The following is a 17,437-nucleotide window of genomic DNA, read 5'->3' as shown; positions in this document are numbered from 1 at the left end:
AGGTTTCGCCGAAATCTTTCACAGATCCCAAACCGTCGGGCGGGGAAATTCTCGTCGTGCCGGCCGCGTCAGATCAAAGTGCCAGTTCGCGCCGCATCGTTTCCAGCCGCTCCATGGCGATGACGCCTTCGGCGATCGTCGGGGCGGGCGTCGAAGCTCCCCCCAGGGCCGGGACGACGTCGGCCAGCAATGCGTGATATCCTTTCGGGTCCTCGTTGGCGGCCGCCGTAAAATTCGGCTTCCAGGTCAGCGTATCGCAATCCTCCTTCAGCGTCGCGCCGAGGTCGTCGATCTTGAAGGGCGGGTTGCGGTGCCAGCGGATCTCGATCACGTCGTCCACCTCGATGCGCTGATGGTCGCCCATCAGCTCGATCCGCTCGACCGGAGTGCCCCGCGACTGGACTGTACCCATGGCGATATTGCCGATCGCGCCGCATTCGAATTCGAAAGCCACATGGAAAAGCAGGCGTCCCGGGGTCTTTTCGACCTTGCGGGTGGAGATCGAACGAACCGGTGAAACCAGGAAGGACACAAGGTCCATGTAGTGGACGCAGTGGTGCAGGAAGAAGCCGGTGTAATCGACGTTGCCGACGAAATAGCCGGGGGCTGTCATGTAGTAGCCGGTCAGGCCCAGCACGTCCCCGAAGCGTCCGGATTTCACGATGTTCGCCGCCATGCGGTTGCCGATCGAATATCGCTTCATGAACCCGACGAGCAGCGGCTTCTTTGCCTTTTCGGAAGCGACCAGAAGCTCCCGCGCACCGGCGGCAGAACCCGATGGCGGTTTTTCCATGAAAACCGACAGGCCCCGTTCGAGCGCCGCCTTGCCGAAGGCGAGGTGCTGATCCGGCCCGACGGCCATTCCGACCGCATCGATCCCGGGTGTCGAAAGCAGCGTCTGGGCATCCGTCGTCAGATTGGTGACGCCGAATTGCCGGCCGGCATCCTTCAGGCGCTTGCCGTCGATATCGCACATCGCCACGAGCTCGACATCATGGCGCACGAGCTGGGGAAGCAGCATCTGGGTTGCGTGGATACCACAACCGATCCAACCGATTTTCAAAGTCATCGACGATATTCCGTAAGCAGGAGATGGGATTTCATGAATGCGCTGGAGGCTGCGAGGCGATTGCTTTCGTCCTCGTGCGGCGGGCGCCACTGGGCAAACGGCACGCCGAAACGGTCGTCACTGCGCCGGAACGGCTCGAGCGATACCGGTCCCTTGTAACCGACCTCGTGAAGCGCGCGGCAGACCTCGACCCAGTTGGTCATTCCCGTTCCCGGGAAGCCGCGGTGGTTCTCATTGGCCTGGAAATGCACGAGACGGTCACCGGCAAGGAGGATCGCCTCGGCGATCGAGCTTTCTTCCATGTGCATGTGGAAGGTATCGAGCATCAGTTTGACGGCCGGGTTATCGACCGCGTCCAGCAATTCCATCGCTTGCTGCGTTGTGCAGAGCACATCGCTTTCGAAACGGTTCAGCGGTTCGACGGCCAATAGCACGCCGGCCTTGCCCGCATAATCGCCAGTCTCCTTCAGACCCCTGACGCAGCGTTCCTTCCGGGCCAGCCTTTCGGTTTCGTCGACCGGCTGCGGGGGGCGTCCGGCGAAAACCAGCGGATTTCCGGTCAGCGGGCCTCCGACGATCTTCGCACCCAGGCCGGCGGCGCAATCGACCGTGTATTTCAGGTAGTCGATACCGGCGCGATGGGTCTCGGCATCCGCCGATGCGAGATTGCGCTGCAGATTGACGCGGGCGGCGAGCACCACGCCGAGGCCGGCATCGTCGAGCGCCCTTTTTGTTTCCCCGATGTCGAGTTCGACGATCTCCGGAACCAGAAGCTCCACAAAATCAAAACCGTGCTCACGCATCTTCTCAAACAGCGGGAAATGCTCGGCCGTAAAAGGCCTCGCATATTGCATGGAAATCAACCCGATGGGGTTCATTGTCATTCCTTTTCAAATTCCTCGATAGTTCTGTTGTTCTTTCTGGCGAATGTTTGCTTCCCTCATCTCTGTGACGAGCACAGGAATGAGGGCAGAACTCTTTCAGCGCCGGCCATTTCTCACCCTTTCACCGCACCCTGGGTCAGGCCGCCGACGAGGCGGCGCTGAACGAGAAGGAACAGGATGGTTGCAGGCATGGCGCCGACGACGGCGCCGGCCGCCAGCAGGCCCCATTCGATCTGGTACTCGCCGATCAGCGTCTGGATCGCCACCGTGACCGGCCGTACGTTTCGCCCGCCGAGCGTCAGGGCGTAGAGATATTCGTTCCAGGCGGTGATGAAGATGTAGATGCCGGTGGAGATGATGCCCGGCATGGTCAGCGGCAGGACTATCTTGCGCAGCGCCGTCAGCCGCGAGCACCCATCCGTCATGGCTGCTTCGTCGAGGCTCTTCGGGATGGCGCCGATATAGCTCGTCAGCATCCACACCGCGAACGGGATCGCCACCGTCGCATTGGCAAGGATCAGGCCGAAATGGGTGTCGAGAATGTTGAAGCGCCGCATCAGCACGAAGAGCGGCAGGATGAGCAGCACGATCGGGAACATGTTGATCAGCAGGAACTGCAGCATCAACAGCTTGCGGCCCGGGAAGCGGAACCGCGAGAAGGCATAGGCGGCCGTAACCGAGACGATCAGTCCGACGACGACCGTGCCGCCGGCGATGATCAGGCTGTCGAGCATGTTCTTGAGGAAGGACGTCTGCTCGACCAGCCGCACATAGTTGTCGAGGCTCCAGCCACGCGGCGAGAGCGATACACCGGTGGCAGAAAGCACGGCGGTCGGCGTCAGCGACGTCAGGATCATCCAGGCGAACGGCGCCATGGCGAAGAGGACGATCACCAGGACGGGCAGGTCCGTGGTGAGGATCCGGCGAAGGGTGCTCTGCTGTCTCATCGTTCCACCTCGCGCATGGTGCGGGCGAGATAGAGTGCCACGAACGCACCCAGAAGAATGGTGAAGGTGACGGCGATCGACGTGCCGTATCCGAAATCGAGATTCTGGCGCGCCTTGACGAAGGCGTAGAGCGGCAGCGTGTGCGTCGCATAACCCGGACCGCCGCCGGTCATGACGAAGATGACATCCATGGAATTGGCGACCCAGATCACCCGGAGCAGCCCGGCCGTTGCCAGCACCGGCGCGATCCCCGGCAAGGTGATATGCAGGAATTGCCGCCACGTAGAAGCGCCGTCGATCGAGGCCGCCTCATACTGGCTGCGTGGAATGCCCTGCAGGCCGGCAAGGATCATCACCGCGAAGAAAGGAAAACCCTGCCAGGTCAGCGTCGCGATGATCGCGTAGAGCGCGACACTCGGATCGGCCAGCCACGGCACGGCCGAGCGAACGATCGAAAGATAGATGAGGATGTCGTTGAGCACGCCGGTATTCGGGTCATAGATCCAGCGCCACATCAGCGCGATCACGACGCTCGGCAGTGCCCAGGGAATGATGATGAGGGCGCGCGCAAGACCGCGCCAGGGAAATTCCCGGTTGAGAAGCAGCGCTGCGACAAGCCCCAACCCCATCTGCAGCGGCACGGTCAGCCCGATCCAGATGATCGTGTTCCAGAGCGCCGTCCAGAAGACCGGATCGTTGAACAGCTTCACGTAGTTCCCGAAACCGACGAACTTGCTGGCGTTCGGCCGAAACAGGATGAGATCGTAGAAGCTGGTGAACACCGCCTGCACCATCGGCATGAAGACGATGACGACGGTGACCACGACGGCGGGGGCAAGCAGCAGGTAGGGAAGCAGCCGCTCGGAACGCCATATCGACGTTGTGCGGCGCTGCGTGGGGGAAGAGATCGATAGGGACATGCTTATCCTGCCTGTGGATCACGGCGGAGAAGGAGGTCCCGGCACATCACTGCCGGGACCGGGAGATTTTACTGAGCAAACAGCGTCTGCAGCTGTTCCATCATTTTCTTCGCCGTGATCTGGCCGGTCAGCGCCTGCTGCATGTTCGTCTGCCAGGCCGTGTTGACGAATTCCGAGACCGCCGAGGTCTGCGGCAGCACCTTTGCGAATGGCAAGGACTGGACCGTCGCTTCGACGAAACGGCGCTCATGGAGTTTCCAGTCGGCGGAGCCGCTCTTCGTAACCGTCAGCTGACCCGTCGCGCTGTTGAAGGCAACGTTGTTCTGGCCTTCTGCGAGAAACGAAATCCACTTCCAGGCGGCATCCTTCACCGAGGACGAAGAGAAGATCGCGAGCGACTCGTCACCGTAGGAAGTCCATTGGCCATTGCCGCATTTCGGAACCGGCACGGCGGAGACCTTGTCGCCGAGCGCGGCCACGAGATCCTTGGACGAACCGATATGGTGGATGGTCATCGCCGTCTTGCCTGATTTGAAGGCAGCGACGATTTCCTGGAAACCGTCATTCGGTGCGGACGGCGGAATGACCTTGTCCTTCTGGAAGAGATCCACCAGCCACTGGTTTGCGGCGATCGCCTCCGGCTTGGTCAAGCCGCCCGGCTTCAGCTCGGCGCCCTGGGAGAGCACGAATGCACCCCACTGGTCCCAGCCGCCCTTGCCGCCGCGCAAGCCGAAACCATAGGTCTGCGGCGCATTGGTGAGCTTGATGGCCGCGTTGCGGAATTCTTCACAGGTCTTCGGCGGCTGCAAGCCGGCTGCCTGGAAGAGGTCGGTTCGATAGTATAGATAGAGGACGACATATTGGATCGGCAGATAATATTGCTTGCCGTCAGGCCCCTTGTTCAGCTCGAGCAGGTTATCCAGAAGGTCTGCTTTGCCTTTCCAGCTGTCGATCTGCTTGCCGATCGGTTCCAGCGCGCCCATTTCGGCGAGCCGCGGCTGGGCGAAGAGCTTCACCATGGCCGCGTCAGGCGCGTTGCCGCCGACCAGCGCGGTGTAGAGGTTGTCGTAGTAGCTGTTCCACGGCACGTTCTCGGCTTCGATCTTGATGCCGGGATTGGCTGTCTCGAATTTCTTGACCAGATCCGACATCGGGTTCGCCGGATTGTCGAAATGGTACCAGAAGCGGACGGTTTCCGCCTTGGCCTGGCTGAAAGCGGCCGAAGCCGCGAGAGCGGCCCCGAGCGCGAGTGTCTTCAGAAATTTCATAGTCTCCTCCTCCTGATTGTTTACGTCATGGACGTCTTGTTAGTCGCCTTGCTGCATTGCCCGCGGCCGCCAGAGCCTCCCTTGCGGCCGAAAGTTCGTTGGTGTTCTGCAGGAAACCGTGGATGACGCCCGGCACGATGTGCAACTCGTCATCACGGCCAAGAGCCTTGAGGCGCTGGCTCAGGCCCAATGTGTCGGAAAGCAGCGGATCCACGGCGGCCGCCATCAGATAAAGCGGCGGCAGCGCGGCCAGGGCCGCATCGGAAGCCACGAGGGGACAGGCGAGCGGATCCTCCTCGATCGCGCACTCGCCGGAATAGAACGACCAGTAGCGCTGCATCTTGCCACGCGTCAGCCCAGGGCCTTCGGAGAAGCGAACATAGGACGGCGACGCGAAGCTCCGCGCGTAACAGCCGTAGAAGAGCAGCGCTGCATCCGGCAATGCGCGGCCTTCCGCTTGCTCATGCAGCATTGCCGCAAGAGCAAGGTTCGCGCCCGCGGAGTCGCCCGAAATCAGCAACGGGCCGCGGCGAATACCGGCATCGGCCGTCACTTCGAAGAAGTTGCGCAGGCTGGCAACGACATCCTTGAGGCCCGCCGGATAGGGATTTTCCGGCGCCAGCCGATAATCAGGCATGACGACCGGCAGGCCGCTTTCAAGTGCCAGAACCCGGGCGCAGCGCTCGTGGGTTTCCGGCGAGCAGAAGGCAAAACCGCCGCCGTGTACGAAAAGGATGGCGCCTGCCCCGCCGCCGGGAGGGACGAGCACCTTGAGGCGACAACGTGCCGAACCAAGGCTTGGGTCTTCCGCCACCATGACCTCGGTCACACTTTCCATCGCCGGCAGGTTAACGTTGCAGCGAACATTGGCGGCAAGCGATTGCGCCCGACCTTGCGCAGGCGGCAGCATTGTCGGATCCGGTAACGGTCCCAGTTCGGCAAGGACCCGCTCGATGAGCGCCGCCATCTCGTCCGACAAGACACCCGACAATTCGATATCGTTGCTCACTGGATCACCTCCGGGAAGACTTCCGGCCCAAAGTCGACGATGGTCGCGATATGATGATGCATGGCGGCGGTGGCGCGCCTTGCGTCGCCGCCCTCGATCGCGTCAATGATGCTGCGATGGCGTAGCGCCGTCGCCTCGAGATCCCGCGCCATCGGGCTGCGGGAAATCTTGAAGCGGTGATTGTGAACGAGGCAGCGATGCAGGATCGGGTCGAGTGCCGGCAGATTGGCATCCTCGAAAATTCGGCGATGGAAGTCGCGGTCGAACGAAGCGAGTTCCAGTTCATCTCCCGCTCCGGCAGCGACAAGCATCTTCTCAAGAAGGCCATTGAGCTCCTTGACCAGCGTCCGGCTCGGCGCACGCATCACACGCGCCATGCCGCTGCCTTCGATCTGCTGGCGCAGCCTGAACATTTCGATCGCCTCGTCCTCGGTACATTCCGAAACCTGCGTGCCTCGATGCCCCTGGCGACGAACAAGCCCCTCCTCCTGGAGCTGAAGCAGCGCTTCACGCACCGTTCCCTGGCTGCACTGGAAATGCGCCGCCAGCTCCAGCTCGGTCAGCCCGGTTCCGGGCGCCAGCGTTCCAAGCATGATGTCGCGTTTCAAGGCGTTGAAGGCAGCACCTGCCTTGGGGGGTTTGGTCGATGTCGGTCGAGACGAAAAATACGCCATGTAGTCGATCCAGCCGGTTGCGCATTTCTAAACTTATCATTATTGATATTGATATCGATAATTGGCGTCAAGCGCCAAAGTCGTGTGGAGGAGGAAAAACGTGGCCGGCATTGCATTGAAGAAAATCCAGAAATCCTATGGTGCTCTGCGGGTCATCCACGACATCGATATCGAGATAGAAAGCGGCGAATTCCTGGTCCTCGTCGGCCCTTCCGGCTGCGGAAAATCGACCCTGCTGCGCATGATTGCCGGACTGGAGGAAATCTCCGGCGGTGAACTCGATATCGGAGGCCGGACTGTGAACCTGCTACCACCGGCCGAGCGTAACATCGCCATGGTGTTTCAGGACTACGCGCTCTATCCCCATATGAGCGTGCGGGAAAACATGTCTTTCGGCCTGAAGATGCGCGGCGGCGATCAGCCTGATATCGACAACCGCGTCAACCAGGCGGCGGACATCCTGAAGATCCAAGACTACCTCGACCGGCGCCCTGCGCAACTGTCTGGCGGACAACGCCAGCGCGTCGCGATGGGACGCGCGATCGTTCGCGAGCCTGCGGCGTTTCTCTTCGACGAGCCTCTCTCCAACCTCGACGCGGCCCTGCGCGTGGAGATGCGCCTCGAAATTGCAAAACTCCATCGCCGCATGAAGGCGACCACCGTTTACGTGACCCATGACCAGGTGGAGGCCATGACGCTTGCGGACCGCATCGTGGTGATGAACGGAGGCGTGGTCGAGCAGGTCGGCAAGCCGCTCGACCTCTATCACAAGCCTTCGAGCCTGTTCGTTGCCCGCTTCATCGGCAGTCCGACCATGAACACCATCCCGGCCAAGCTCTCCAGATCGGGAGGCGAGGCTCAAGTGCTTGGAAGAACCGTGAAGCTGGACGGGCTTGAATTGTCAGGTCATGGCGCCGAGGACATCGTCCTCGGGATAAGGCCGGAAGACCTGACGCAATGTCCGGCCGAGCAGGCCTGGTTCAGCGGCGAATTGATGGTGGCCGAGAAGCTCGGCAGCCAGACCTATGGTTATATTGAAGTCGGGCACACGAGGATGCTGGCCGTGGAGTTTCCTCGCGACCAGGAAATGAGTGTGGGCGATGTCATGCATGTCCGAGGCAACACGTCTGCGCTGCATCTTTTCGACGCTGGAAGCGGTAAGCGCCTGAGCATCTGAGCCGGAATGATCCTTGATCCATGATGGGTTCGAGAATGGTCGAATCCGGATGCAGGGCCGGCCTGAGATGCCGGCCCCTTTTTGCGTCGAAAAAGTCGCTTCAGGATCGTGCTGCCGGAGCCGCCGTTTCGGAACGGACCTTGTCCAGCAGCTTCGAGAACATGCCCTTTCGAGCGTCCTTTGTCTTGATGCCTCGACGTTTTTTGATCTGGACCGTGAACGGCTTTGTCGGGAACTTCATCGAGACGTTCTCCCTAAGCCACCTGACGCTCGGCCTCGATCTGAAGAGGCGCCTGCTGAAAAGAACTGTCTCCTATCGCAATCCTGCGCGGTTTCATGGCCTCGGGCACTTCGCGCTTCAGCGCGATCGAGAGAAGGCCATTCGTCAACGAGGCGTTCTCGACCCTGACATGGTCGGCAAGCTCGAAGCGGCGTTCGAATGTCCGTCCGGCAATGCCGCGGTGCAAGTATTCACCGTCCTTCTCCTCGGCTTTCTGCCCCTTTACCACGAGAACGTTGCGCTCCTGGGTGATGTCGAGGTCGCCCTCGGCAAAACCCGCGACGGCCATCTGGATGCGATAGTCGTCTTCTCCGGTTTTGACGATGTCGTAGGGCGGCCAAGTATCGATAGCCTGCAGGCGCTGCGCATTGTTCAGGAGATTGAAGATGCGGTCGAAGCCGATGCTGGACCGGTAGAGTGGTGCGAAATCAAGTTCGTTTCTCATAGCCATATCCTCCGTAAAGCAACATGGAATGGAGACGCGTCGGAAACCTGCGCCTCCGGTTCGATCGGCCCCTTTTAGGCTGCCGACGAAAATGATCTGGTTTTGAGCGATTTTCGATTCAAGAGGGAATCCGAAAAAAATTTAAGCAGGCCCGCCACGAAAAACTAAAGCCTCATGATTGCCGATTTCGTGGGGCGCGCGTCCTTAAAAAGGCAGGCCCACATAGTTCTCCGCAAGCGCCGTCGAGGCCGCCCGCGAATGGGTCAGATAGTCCAGCTCGGCTTCCTGGATCCTCTGATCGAATTCGCCCGTATCGGGAAAACGATGCATCATCGTCGTCATCCACCAGGAGAAGCGCACCGCCTTCCAGACGCGGGCCAAAGCTCTTTCGGAATAGGCGTCGATGCCGGCATCGGAATGGTCCAAATAGTGTTCCCGCAGCCCGTCGAAGAGGTAATGCACGTCGCTTGCGGCAAGGTTCAGCCCCTTGGCTCCGGTCGGCGGCACGATATGGGCTGCGTCGCCGACGAGGAACAGGTTGCCGAACCGCATCGGCTCGGCAACGAACGACCGCAGCGGTGCGATCGACTTCTCGAAGGACGGCGCGGTGATCAGCGCTTCCGCGTGATGCACCGGCAAGCGGCGGCGAAGCTCGTCCCAGAACCGGTCGTCGCTCCAGTCCACGATCTTCTCGTCGAGCGCGCACTGGAGATAATAACGGCTGCGGGTCGCCGAGCGCATCGAACAGAGCGCGAAACCGCGTGGGTGGTTGGCATAGATCAGTTCATGGTTGACCGGCGCGACCTCTGCCAGGATGCCGAGCCAGCCGAACGGATAGATCTTCTCGAAAACGCGGATTGCGCTTTTCGGCACGGCGTTGCGGCTGGGGCCGTGAGAACCATCGCAGCCGGCGATGAAATCGCAGTCGATGCGATGCGTGCTGCCGTCTTTTTCGTAGGTGACGAAGGGTAAGCGGGTGTCAAAATCATGGGGCGTGACATTGCCGGCTTCATAGATCGTCTGGGCTCCGCCTGCCTCGCGACGTTCCATCAGGTCGCGGGTCACTTCGGTCTGGCCATAGACCATGACGCGCTTGCCGCCGGTCAGCCCGTAGAGATCGATCCGGTGGTCGCGCCCGTCGAAGGCGAGCGAAAAACCTTCATGCGGCAAGCCTTCGGAATGCAGCCGGGCGCCGGCCCCGGCCTGGTCGATCAATCCGACCGTGCCTTCCTCCAACACGCCGGCGCGGACGCGGCCGAGGATGTACTCCTTGCCGACACGATCGAGGATGATGTTGTCGACGCCCGCTTCCGTCAGAAGCTGGCCGAGCAGGAGACCCGACGGTCCGGAGCCGATAATGGCGACCTGCGTTCTCATGCGTCTCCTCTCGAATGTTTTTGTTTTGGTAAATTGTGCTCGGCTTCCGTGTTGGCAGCAATGGACATTCAAGCCAAAAAATTGGACAAAACGAACATTGCGGCCGGAGGCATCCGATGAACAGGCACATACCGACCTACCAGCTATACGGAGAGGATCCAGGCAAGCGGCATGATTTCTGGCTGCATTGCGAAACCATCAAGGCGAGAAGCAGCCGCCACCAATGGGAAATCCGCCTGCATCGGCATGAGTCATTCTTTCAGATACTGTACGTCGAGGCGGGATCGGGCGACGCGACCTTCGACACCGAGACGCATGCCATCCGCCCGCCGTCGATCGTCACTGTTCCCCCTGCCCTCAATCATGGCTTCCGGTTCTCCCGCGATATCGAGGGGTTGGTCGTCACGATCCTGAGTTCTCATCTGGGCCATCCGCCGGGGGAGCGCAGCCGCTTCGGCGAATGGCTCGCCACACCGCACCTCACCCCGCTCGACCCGTCGAACGCCGATGCTGCCTACGTGATGCAAACAGTGAAACGAATTGGCGAGGAATTCGACCACCGCAACAGCGGGCGCAATGAGCTTCTGGCTTCCTACGTAAAGCTCGCGCTGAGGCTGACGGCGCGCATCTCTCACGCCGACGACATCAACCAGCTCCCGGCGAACGAAGGCGAACGGCGGATGGAGATGCTGGGCGGCCTGATCCGGCAGCACTTCCGCTCGCATAAACCGATATCCTTTTACGCGGGCGAACTCGGCATCTCGCTGACCCATCTCAACCGCATCGTCCGGTCGGTGGCGGGCTGTACGGCGCGCGATCTGATCGCCGCCAAGCTGATCGAAGAGTCGAAGCGCGAGCTCGTCTTCTCGCTCGCATCCGTACAGGAAGTCGGTCATCGCCTCGGCTTTGCCGATCCCGCCTATTTCTCGCGGTTTTTCCTAAAGCAGACCGGAGAGACGCCGCGCGCCTGGCGCCTGCGAGAAATCCAGTCGCTACACCGGACTTCTTCCTGAAGAGCGCGAGCTGCCGCGCGGCACAAAGCCTGGCCTCATCGTGGCGGCCGCAATCGGGGGCCGGAACCATCGGGCTTGCGCTCGGGGCAGGCTTGGACATCGTCCTTCAGGTGATCAGAAGAAGCAGGACGTATGAAACTACCGTGAAGAGCATCCCGCGGAATGCATAGGAGACACATCGGTACTTCTGCCGGGCGATGAGGGACAACACGTCGGCATTGTCCAGGTATTCCTTGAAAAGATAACCGACGTCGCTGCGCTGCGCCGCGTGCTCGAATATTGCTCGGTGCTGCGGCCATGTCCCCCAAAAAAGCGAGGTGGATTTCGCCACCCGCCGAGGCAACACAACGAGGATGGCTGAAAGAATTGAGGAAACTGACGCGATGGCGAGCAATGCGGAAACAACCACCGCAAGCCACGTGCCCCCGGTATACCGCGCCAAGGTGAAGACGCCGCGCCCCTCGCTCGAAGAGATCAAAAATGCCAGCATGAAGGTAAAAATATAGGCAGCCTTCTGATCGGATATTTTGATCTGGTCATAAAACACGTCGTTTATCTTACGGACGTGATTGAAATACTCTTCAGTGATCTCACCGGACGCCATCGGCATTTCGAGCATCTCGATCGGCGCGCTGTCGAAGTCGCTCAACTTGCTTTTCCTCAGTTCCGAACTGTTTCCCTGTTAATACACTCTGGCCGAAAAGCAATGCCGTTTCTAAAGGCTATCTTGACACTTGCCAGGTTTAAAAGCAGTGGTGAAGCATGTCGGGGGCGATCAATCGTTTTTATCTTGCAGCGGTCGCGCTGCCTATACTTGCTGGCGGACTAGCGTCGCCGGCAGCGGCAGAGCCTGTGCAACGATCGGGGCAGCCTGCCGGGGCAGTCATTGCGCGGAAAGCAGGCGAGGAAGTCCGCTTTATTGACGTGTCCAGCTGGCAGTTCGTCGACCTGAAGCAAGACCTCGTCACCGGCGACGTGCTGCGTACCAATGCGACCGGCCAGCTGGCGATCCTGTTTTCCGATCGGACGCAGGTCCGGCTCGGCCGCAATTCCTCGCTTGTTGTCAAGCAGATCACCGCCAGCACCAGCGCCGACACCATATTGGAGCTTCAGTCCGGTACCATCTGGGCACGCGCGGAACGCGGTGGGCCTGGTGTCCGGGTCGAGACGCCGGCGGCGGCCGCGGCGATCCGTGGCACCGACTGGACGATGACGGTCAAGGGCGACCAAACCTCGCTCAACGTCCTCGAGGGCATCGTGCAGCTCAGCAATCCGCAGGGCAGCGTCGAAGTGCGCCAGGGCGAAGGAGCCGTCGCCTCGATCGGCCAGGCGCCGCACAAGGTCGTCATCGTCGATTCCGACGACCGCGAGCAGATGCTGTTCTTCCTGCCGCCGCGCCAGGCATTCGAGCGGATGCCGCCGTCAGCCCAGCCGGTTGCCGAGATGCGCCGCAATGCCGACCGCATCACGGCGATCCCCGCCGAACGGCGCAGCGCGGAGGATTGGGTCTCGCTTGCCGAGGCCCAGCTTTCGCTCGAGGGTCGCCAGCGGGCGCGGCAGACGCTTGCCAAGGCCAAGGGCCAGCGGCTTTCCGCCTCGCAGAAGGCCCGAGTGACATTGATCGAGGCGGTCCTCGCCGCAAGCGAAACCCGCTATGCGGAAGCCGCGAAGCTGTTCGAGAAGGCGCAGCGCGGCCTGGATTCCAGACGACGGGGCATCGCACTTTACGGCGGCTATTATGCGCGGGCGCTTGCCGATCCCAACCGGGTCGAAGCACTACCGCCGCAGGTGGGGGGACCGGACGGCGCATTTCTGCGCGCCTACGCGCTCGGCTTCCTGCAGGACCTGGGGGCGGCGATCAAGGTCCTCAAGGAGGCTGAGCGCCAGTATCCAGAGGATCCGGAACTGCCTGCCTATCGCGGCTGGCTCGCGGTTTTGCTGAACGATCGCGCCCAGGCGGAAGAGGCGCTCAACCGGTCGCTTGCGATCGATCCCGCCGAGCCGACGGCGCTCGAGGCCCGCTCGCACTTCCGCGCGGGTTTCAAGGGCGATTATCAGGGCGCGCTCGCCGACCTCGAAGCGGCCATCAAGGTCGCACCCGGGGGCTCGACGACCTGGAACGCGATCGGCAACATCCAGGCCGCACGAAACGCCAACCGCGAGGCCGAAGCAGCCTTCAAGAAGGCGATCGAACTCGATCCGCAGGATCCGCTCGCCCATTCCAACCTGGCGATCTTCTATCTGGATATCGGCCGGATCGAGGATGCCAAGCGCGAGATCGACACAGCGCTCGCCATCGATCCGGCCTTCGACATCACGCTCGTGGCGCGCGGTCGCTACTATCTGCAGACCGGAGAGCTGGACAAGGCCGTCGACGACCTGCTCGCGGCAAGCGTGGCCAATCCGGCCTATTCGCAAGCGCAATTGCTGCTTGCGGCCGCGAATTACGAAAAGGGCGACCGGGTGCCGGCCGAGCAGGCGACGGAAAATGCCGAAAGGCTCGACGATAACGATCCGATAATATCCGCCCTGCGCACGGCAATCGCGATCGACAATTACGATTCGGAAGGCGCCATCCGCAACGCGCAGGAATATCTCAAGCGCTCCAAAGCCCGCGGCGGCGATTTCACCTCGCTCGGCGCCAACCAGCAGGCCGGGTCGACGCTGAACGATGCATTCCGGCTGCAGGGCATGAATGCCTGGGGCGAATATTACAGCGACGCCGCCTTCGATCCGTTCGCCGGCACCGCCTATATCGACCAGAGCATCCACGGCAGCGCCAATCCCTTCGTCAACAACTACTTCTACGGCGACAACGTCATCAACAATACACCGAACGGGCAGGCGTTCTCGTCCTTCCTGCAGGGCCTGATGCTCGAGCCGCATATCATTTCCGGCCGCTCGCGCTCCGCCAACATCATGAGACGACCGTTCTTCGAAGGTTCGATCGGCGGGGGGATCAATATGGCGGGCGGAGAGCTTGATTATATTGGCGAGGGTGAGGTCCAGGGGTACAGCAATCTGCCGTTCCCGATCAGCTTCTATGGGAATTTGCAATGGCAGAGGGTGCCGGACAGCCGGGATTTCTTAGGCCCATCGGACCTCGACACCGAGAATAAGGTCATCGGCGGCAACGGCTATCTCACCGCCAGCCCGACCCCATACGATCGGATAGTGGCTTATTTCAACCACTCAAAAGCCGACTTGAATATCGAGTTCCCGGATATCGATCCCTTTTTCGGTCTCCCGGCCATCGACAGGCAGGATTTTAACGCAAGGGGGACGAACGCCGGAATTGGTTGGAGCCATACGCTTGGCTACCGGGATGTGGTGAATTTGGCGATCATGTACAGCGGTTTCCGCCGGGATTCGGAATTCTATCAGGAGGCCGATGTCTTCGGCTTCCCTCTGCCTATTCGACGTTCGACAGGCGAACTGGAGCAAAACAGCTACATTGCGGCAGCAAACCACAATGTTGCGGTTGGCGATTTCACTTGGCGATATGGGATCGAGGGGGGATGGGTGGACGCGCGCCAGTTCCAACGAGATGAAGATCTTTTGTTCGGAGGATTTGCGGAGGGTGAAGCGTCGAACCGCAGTACTATCGGCCGCGTCTATGTTGATCTTCTTCATGAGGTTGGTCCCGACCTGAAGTTGGAGTATGCTCTATTTGGAACATATCTCGATAACGACGCGACGAGCGAAGTCCGGTTGGGGCCACGTATAGGTGCCGCTTGGTCGCCCAGCGAAGGCCAATGGCTCCGCGGGGGCTTCATGCGCAACAGTTTGGATACGACAACTCCGACGCTGTCGCCGATCGGAGTTGTGGGGTTGCAACAGAACCAGGCCAGCATCAATCCGACGGGGTATTCCGATGTCTACGCGGTCCGTTGGGATGCAGAATGGACGCCAAATGTTTTCACTGCAGCAGAATTCCAGCATCAAGAGGTTCGTGATGCGAGCATTTCCATACCTCTGCTGGCTACCACAGCGGATATAGATAGAGGGACAATCAATCGCACCAGCTTGAGCGCCAACTTTCTGCTTGGTCATGGTTTTGGATTGTCTTCAACCATCGCCTATTCTGAGACCGACGACCGAAGCAGCGTGCCCCTTGCCGGCGGGCAAATACCTTATATTCCCGAATGGGCTGGTCAGGTTGCGCTCACCTGGGTGAACGAAGCGAACGTCAAGGCGACAATCGCGGCAAACTATGTGGGGGAACGCGTCAACGAGGCCGGCCTCAATCTTGATGATTTCTGGACGCTCGATGCAAGCCTTACCTGGGAGCCGTTTGACAAGCTGTTTGAACTAGAACTCGCCGCCTATAACCTTCTGGATGAGAACATTCAGCTCAACGGCAACACACCCGGTTGGGGCCGGTCCTTCCGGGGCACGCTCAAAGTTCGGTTCTAATGGCCGGCCGGCGCGGTTTCTCCTTTTCAACGCTGCGCTTCTTCTCGTCGCGCAGCGTGCAGGTTGCCATTCTGGCGGCATTCTTCTTCGCTGCGGCAGCGCTCCTCACGCGCCTGCCGGGATGGCCGCTGATCGACTATCGGGCATTCGACTATCTTTCGACCGTCCCGGCTGAGCCGATTGCGCAGGGAGGGCCGATCGTCGTGGCGATCGACGAGCCGTCGCTCGCGGAGGTCAACGTGCAGTGGCCGTGGCCACGCGGCCTGCATGCAAAGCTGGTCTCCCGGCTGCGCGCCGCCGGCGCCAAAGTGATCGGCCTCGACATCATTTTTTCCGAACCGTCTGCGCCGGCCGAGGACGAGGCGCTTGCCGCCACGCTCGGGCCGGATGTCGTGCTGGCGGGCGACGAGACGCTCGTAACCTCTAACCAGGCCGACCAGTTCATCCGGGTCATGCCGCTGCAGATGTTCTCCGACAGGCAAGCGCCAACAGGCATCGCCTCGGTCGGCCTGCATCGAGACGGCGTGCTGCGGGACATGCCGGACTTTGTCGACGGCTTTGCCGCCGTGGTCGCGACGGCCGCGGGCATCGAGGTGGATCAGCCGGAGCCTGGAAGCCTTATTCAGGTGTTCGGCGGTCCCCGCGCCTATCCGACGGTGTCCTATTATCAGGCTCTGGATCCTGAAAATTTCCTGCCGCCGGGGCTGTTCAAGGACCGGATCGCCATCGTCGGGCTGAGCCTGCAGAATGCACCGTCGATCGACAATGGCGGAGCCGACGCCTTCCCGACCTCCCATACGATTCACGACGGCAAGCTGTTGGCCGGCGCCGAAGTTCAGGCGACCATTTTCGACAACCTGCGGCTCAAGAAATCAATCACCGAAGCCAGTCGCCCGATGAGACAATTGCTGCTTCTGGTCGCGGTCGTGGCGGCGGCGGTGCTCATCTGGAAGGGTACGGGCTGGCACACGGTGGCGGGCGGCGCGGTGGTGATCGTCGTGCTGTTCATCGGCAGCTACGTCACCCTGCGTTTCGGCCGCGTCTTCCTGTCACCCATAGCGGCGTCGCTCGCGTTTGCTGGCACGACCGCAGCACAGGCAGCGCTCGACTACGCCCAGGAGCGGAAGAGCCGCCGGCAGATCATCCGAGCTTTCTCGCAATATCTGGCGCCTGCCCTGGTCGATCAACTCGCTCGCGACCCATCCAAGCTGAAGCTCGGCGGCGAGACGCGCGAGCTTTCGATCCTGTTCTGTGATGTGCGGGGCTTTACCACCATCGCCGAACAGCTCAAGGACGATCCCCAACAATTGACGAGGCTGATCAATCGGTTGCTGACGCCGCTGTCCGACATCGTGCTTTCCCATGGCGGCACGATCGACAAATATATCGGCGACTGCCTGATGGCCTTCTGGAATGCGCCGCTCCACGATCCAGCGCATGCGGCCCACGCGGTAGCCGCCGCGCTTGATATGCTCGACTCGATGCAGGCGCTGAATGACGATCTGGAGGCCGAAGCGGAGGCGGCAGGACGGACTTATTATCCGCTGGCGATCGGAATCGGCATCAATACTGGCGAATGCGTGGTCGGTAACATGGGCTCGACGAGCCGTTTCGACTATTCCGCGCTTGGAGACGCCGTCAATCTGGCAGCTCGACTTGAATCCGCATCAAAGGCTTATGGCGTGCCACTGCTGCTGGGTGAGAGGACCGCACAGGCAGTGGACGATATTTTCGCAGTCTTCGAACTCGACCACATCACGGTTAAAGGCAAGACGGAAGAGGTTCCCGTCTGCACCGTGCTTCGTGAAACTTCCGAGGCGGCACGGAAGGTCCATCGCGAATTTCTTGAGGCACGTTATCGCGGCGACGTCGCCACCCAGCAGACGCTGGCGCAGAGGCTTATAGATGATGTGCCGGCGCTTTCGGCGTATCATGGGCAGGCCCTGTAGCGTCCAAGC

At 60.9% G+C, this 17,437-nt stretch carries 15 protein-coding genes; 4 read left to right on the top strand and 11 right to left on the bottom strand.

Annotated elements, in window-relative coordinates; translation table 11 throughout:
* Nucleotides 1–73 precede the first annotated feature (73 nt).
* From MOV63_RS01445 to MOV63_RS01415, 7 genes are all read right to left on the bottom strand, one after another.
* Nucleotides 74–1,069 (bottom strand): Gfo/Idh/MocA family protein, encoded by a 996-nt coding sequence (locus MOV63_RS01445; RefSeq protein WP_247031205.1) that lies wholly within the window; start codon nucleotides 1,067–1,069, stop codon nucleotides 74–76.
* Nucleotides 1,066–1,947 (bottom strand): sugar phosphate isomerase/epimerase family protein, encoded by an 882-nt coding sequence (locus MOV63_RS01440; RefSeq protein WP_309500812.1) that lies wholly within the window; start codon nucleotides 1,945–1,947, stop codon nucleotides 1,066–1,068. The genes MOV63_RS01445 and MOV63_RS01440 overlap by 4 nt, the downstream gene beginning before the upstream one ends.
* 119 nt (nucleotides 1,948–2,066) lie before the next feature.
* The gene (locus MOV63_RS01435; RefSeq protein WP_247031203.1) at nucleotides 2,067–2,900 is read right to left on the bottom strand and encodes a carbohydrate ABC transporter permease; all 834 of its coding nucleotides are present in this window, start codon (nucleotides 2,898–2,900) and stop codon (nucleotides 2,067–2,069) included.
* Entirely contained in the window at nucleotides 2,897–3,820 is a 924-nt protein-coding gene (locus MOV63_RS01430) for a carbohydrate ABC transporter permease (protein WP_247031202.1), read from the bottom strand. Before MOV63_RS01430 ends, MOV63_RS01435 begins: the two co-directional genes overlap by 4 nt.
* 68 nt (nucleotides 3,821–3,888) lie before the next feature.
* Nucleotides 3,889–5,088, bottom strand: a complete 1,200-nt coding sequence (locus MOV63_RS01425; RefSeq protein ID WP_247031201.1) for a sugar ABC transporter substrate-binding protein — start codon at nucleotides 5,086–5,088, stop codon at nucleotides 3,889–3,891.
* 25 nt (nucleotides 5,089–5,113) lie between these two features.
* The gene (locus tag MOV63_RS01420) at nucleotides 5,114–6,097 is read right to left on the bottom strand and encodes an alpha/beta hydrolase (protein WP_247031200.1); all 984 of its coding nucleotides are present in this window, start codon (nucleotides 6,095–6,097) and stop codon (nucleotides 5,114–5,116) included.
* Nucleotides 6,094–6,771 carry a GntR family transcriptional regulator gene (locus MOV63_RS01415; RefSeq protein WP_247031199.1) on the bottom strand — a complete coding sequence of 226 codons (678 nt, stop codon included), beginning with the start codon at nucleotides 6,769–6,771 and terminating at the stop codon, nucleotides 6,094–6,096. Before MOV63_RS01415 ends, MOV63_RS01420 begins: the two co-directional genes overlap by 4 nt.
* Before the next feature lie 100 nt (nucleotides 6,772–6,871).
* On the opposite strand from MOV63_RS01415, the gene MOV63_RS01410 reads away from it, so the two are divergent.
* Complete coding sequence (locus MOV63_RS01410) at nucleotides 6,872–7,948, top strand: ABC transporter ATP-binding protein (protein ID WP_247031198.1); 1,077 nt, start codon at nucleotides 6,872–6,874, stop codon at nucleotides 7,946–7,948.
* Nucleotides 7,949–8,048: 100 nt separating this feature from the next.
* Here MOV63_RS01410 and MOV63_RS01405 read toward each other — a convergent pair whose 3' ends face one another.
* The 3 genes from MOV63_RS01405 to pobA all read right to left on the bottom strand — a co-directional run bounded on the left by MOV63_RS01405 (nucleotide 8,049) and on the right by pobA (nucleotide 10,050).
* Nucleotides 8,049–8,189: a hypothetical protein gene (locus MOV63_RS01405; protein ID WP_247031197.1), complete on the bottom strand. Its 141-nt coding sequence runs from the start codon at nucleotides 8,187–8,189 to the stop codon at nucleotides 8,049–8,051.
* 13 nt (nucleotides 8,190–8,202) lie between these two features.
* The gene (locus MOV63_RS01400) at nucleotides 8,203–8,673 is read right to left on the bottom strand and encodes an Hsp20 family protein (RefSeq protein WP_040125579.1); all 471 of its coding nucleotides are present in this window, start codon (nucleotides 8,671–8,673) and stop codon (nucleotides 8,203–8,205) included.
* Nucleotides 8,674–8,877: 204 nt separating this feature from the next.
* Nucleotides 8,878–10,050: a 4-hydroxybenzoate 3-monooxygenase gene (gene pobA / locus MOV63_RS01395; RefSeq protein ID WP_247031196.1), complete on the bottom strand. Its 1,173-nt coding sequence runs from the start codon at nucleotides 10,048–10,050 to the stop codon at nucleotides 8,878–8,880.
* Nucleotides 10,051–10,166: 116 nt separating this feature from the next.
* Between pobA and MOV63_RS01390 the strand changes: the two genes are divergently transcribed.
* Nucleotides 10,167–11,063 (top strand): helix-turn-helix domain-containing protein, encoded by an 897-nt coding sequence (locus MOV63_RS01390; protein ID WP_247031195.1) that lies wholly within the window; start codon nucleotides 10,167–10,169, stop codon nucleotides 11,061–11,063.
* A gap of 106 nt (nucleotides 11,064–11,169) precedes the next feature.
* Here the strand turns inward: MOV63_RS01390 and MOV63_RS01385 are convergent, their stop codons facing one another.
* Entirely contained in the window at nucleotides 11,170–11,712 is a 543-nt protein-coding gene (locus tag MOV63_RS01385) for a Pycsar system effector family protein (RefSeq protein ID WP_040125582.1), read from the bottom strand.
* Between the two features lie 113 nt (nucleotides 11,713–11,825).
* On the opposite strand from MOV63_RS01385, the gene MOV63_RS01380 reads away from it, so the two are divergent.
* Entirely contained in the window at nucleotides 11,826–15,479 is a 3,654-nt protein-coding gene (locus tag MOV63_RS01380) for a FecR domain-containing protein (protein WP_247031194.1), read from the top strand.
* Nucleotides 15,479–17,428 carry an adenylate/guanylate cyclase domain-containing protein gene (locus tag MOV63_RS01375; RefSeq protein WP_247031193.1) on the top strand — a complete coding sequence of 650 codons (1,950 nt, stop codon included), beginning with the start codon at nucleotides 15,479–15,481 and terminating at the stop codon, nucleotides 17,426–17,428. The genes MOV63_RS01380 and MOV63_RS01375 overlap by 1 nt, the downstream gene beginning before the upstream one ends.
* Nucleotides 17,429–17,437: the final 9 nt, after the last annotated feature.

The sequence above is a fragment of the Neorhizobium sp. SHOUNA12A genome (assembly GCF_023006505.1).
Lineage (GTDB): Bacteria > Pseudomonadota > Alphaproteobacteria > Rhizobiales > Rhizobiaceae > Neorhizobium.
The sequence above is the reverse complement of the archived record's forward strand: the minus strand, read 5'-3'. Positions and strand labels throughout refer to the sequence as shown.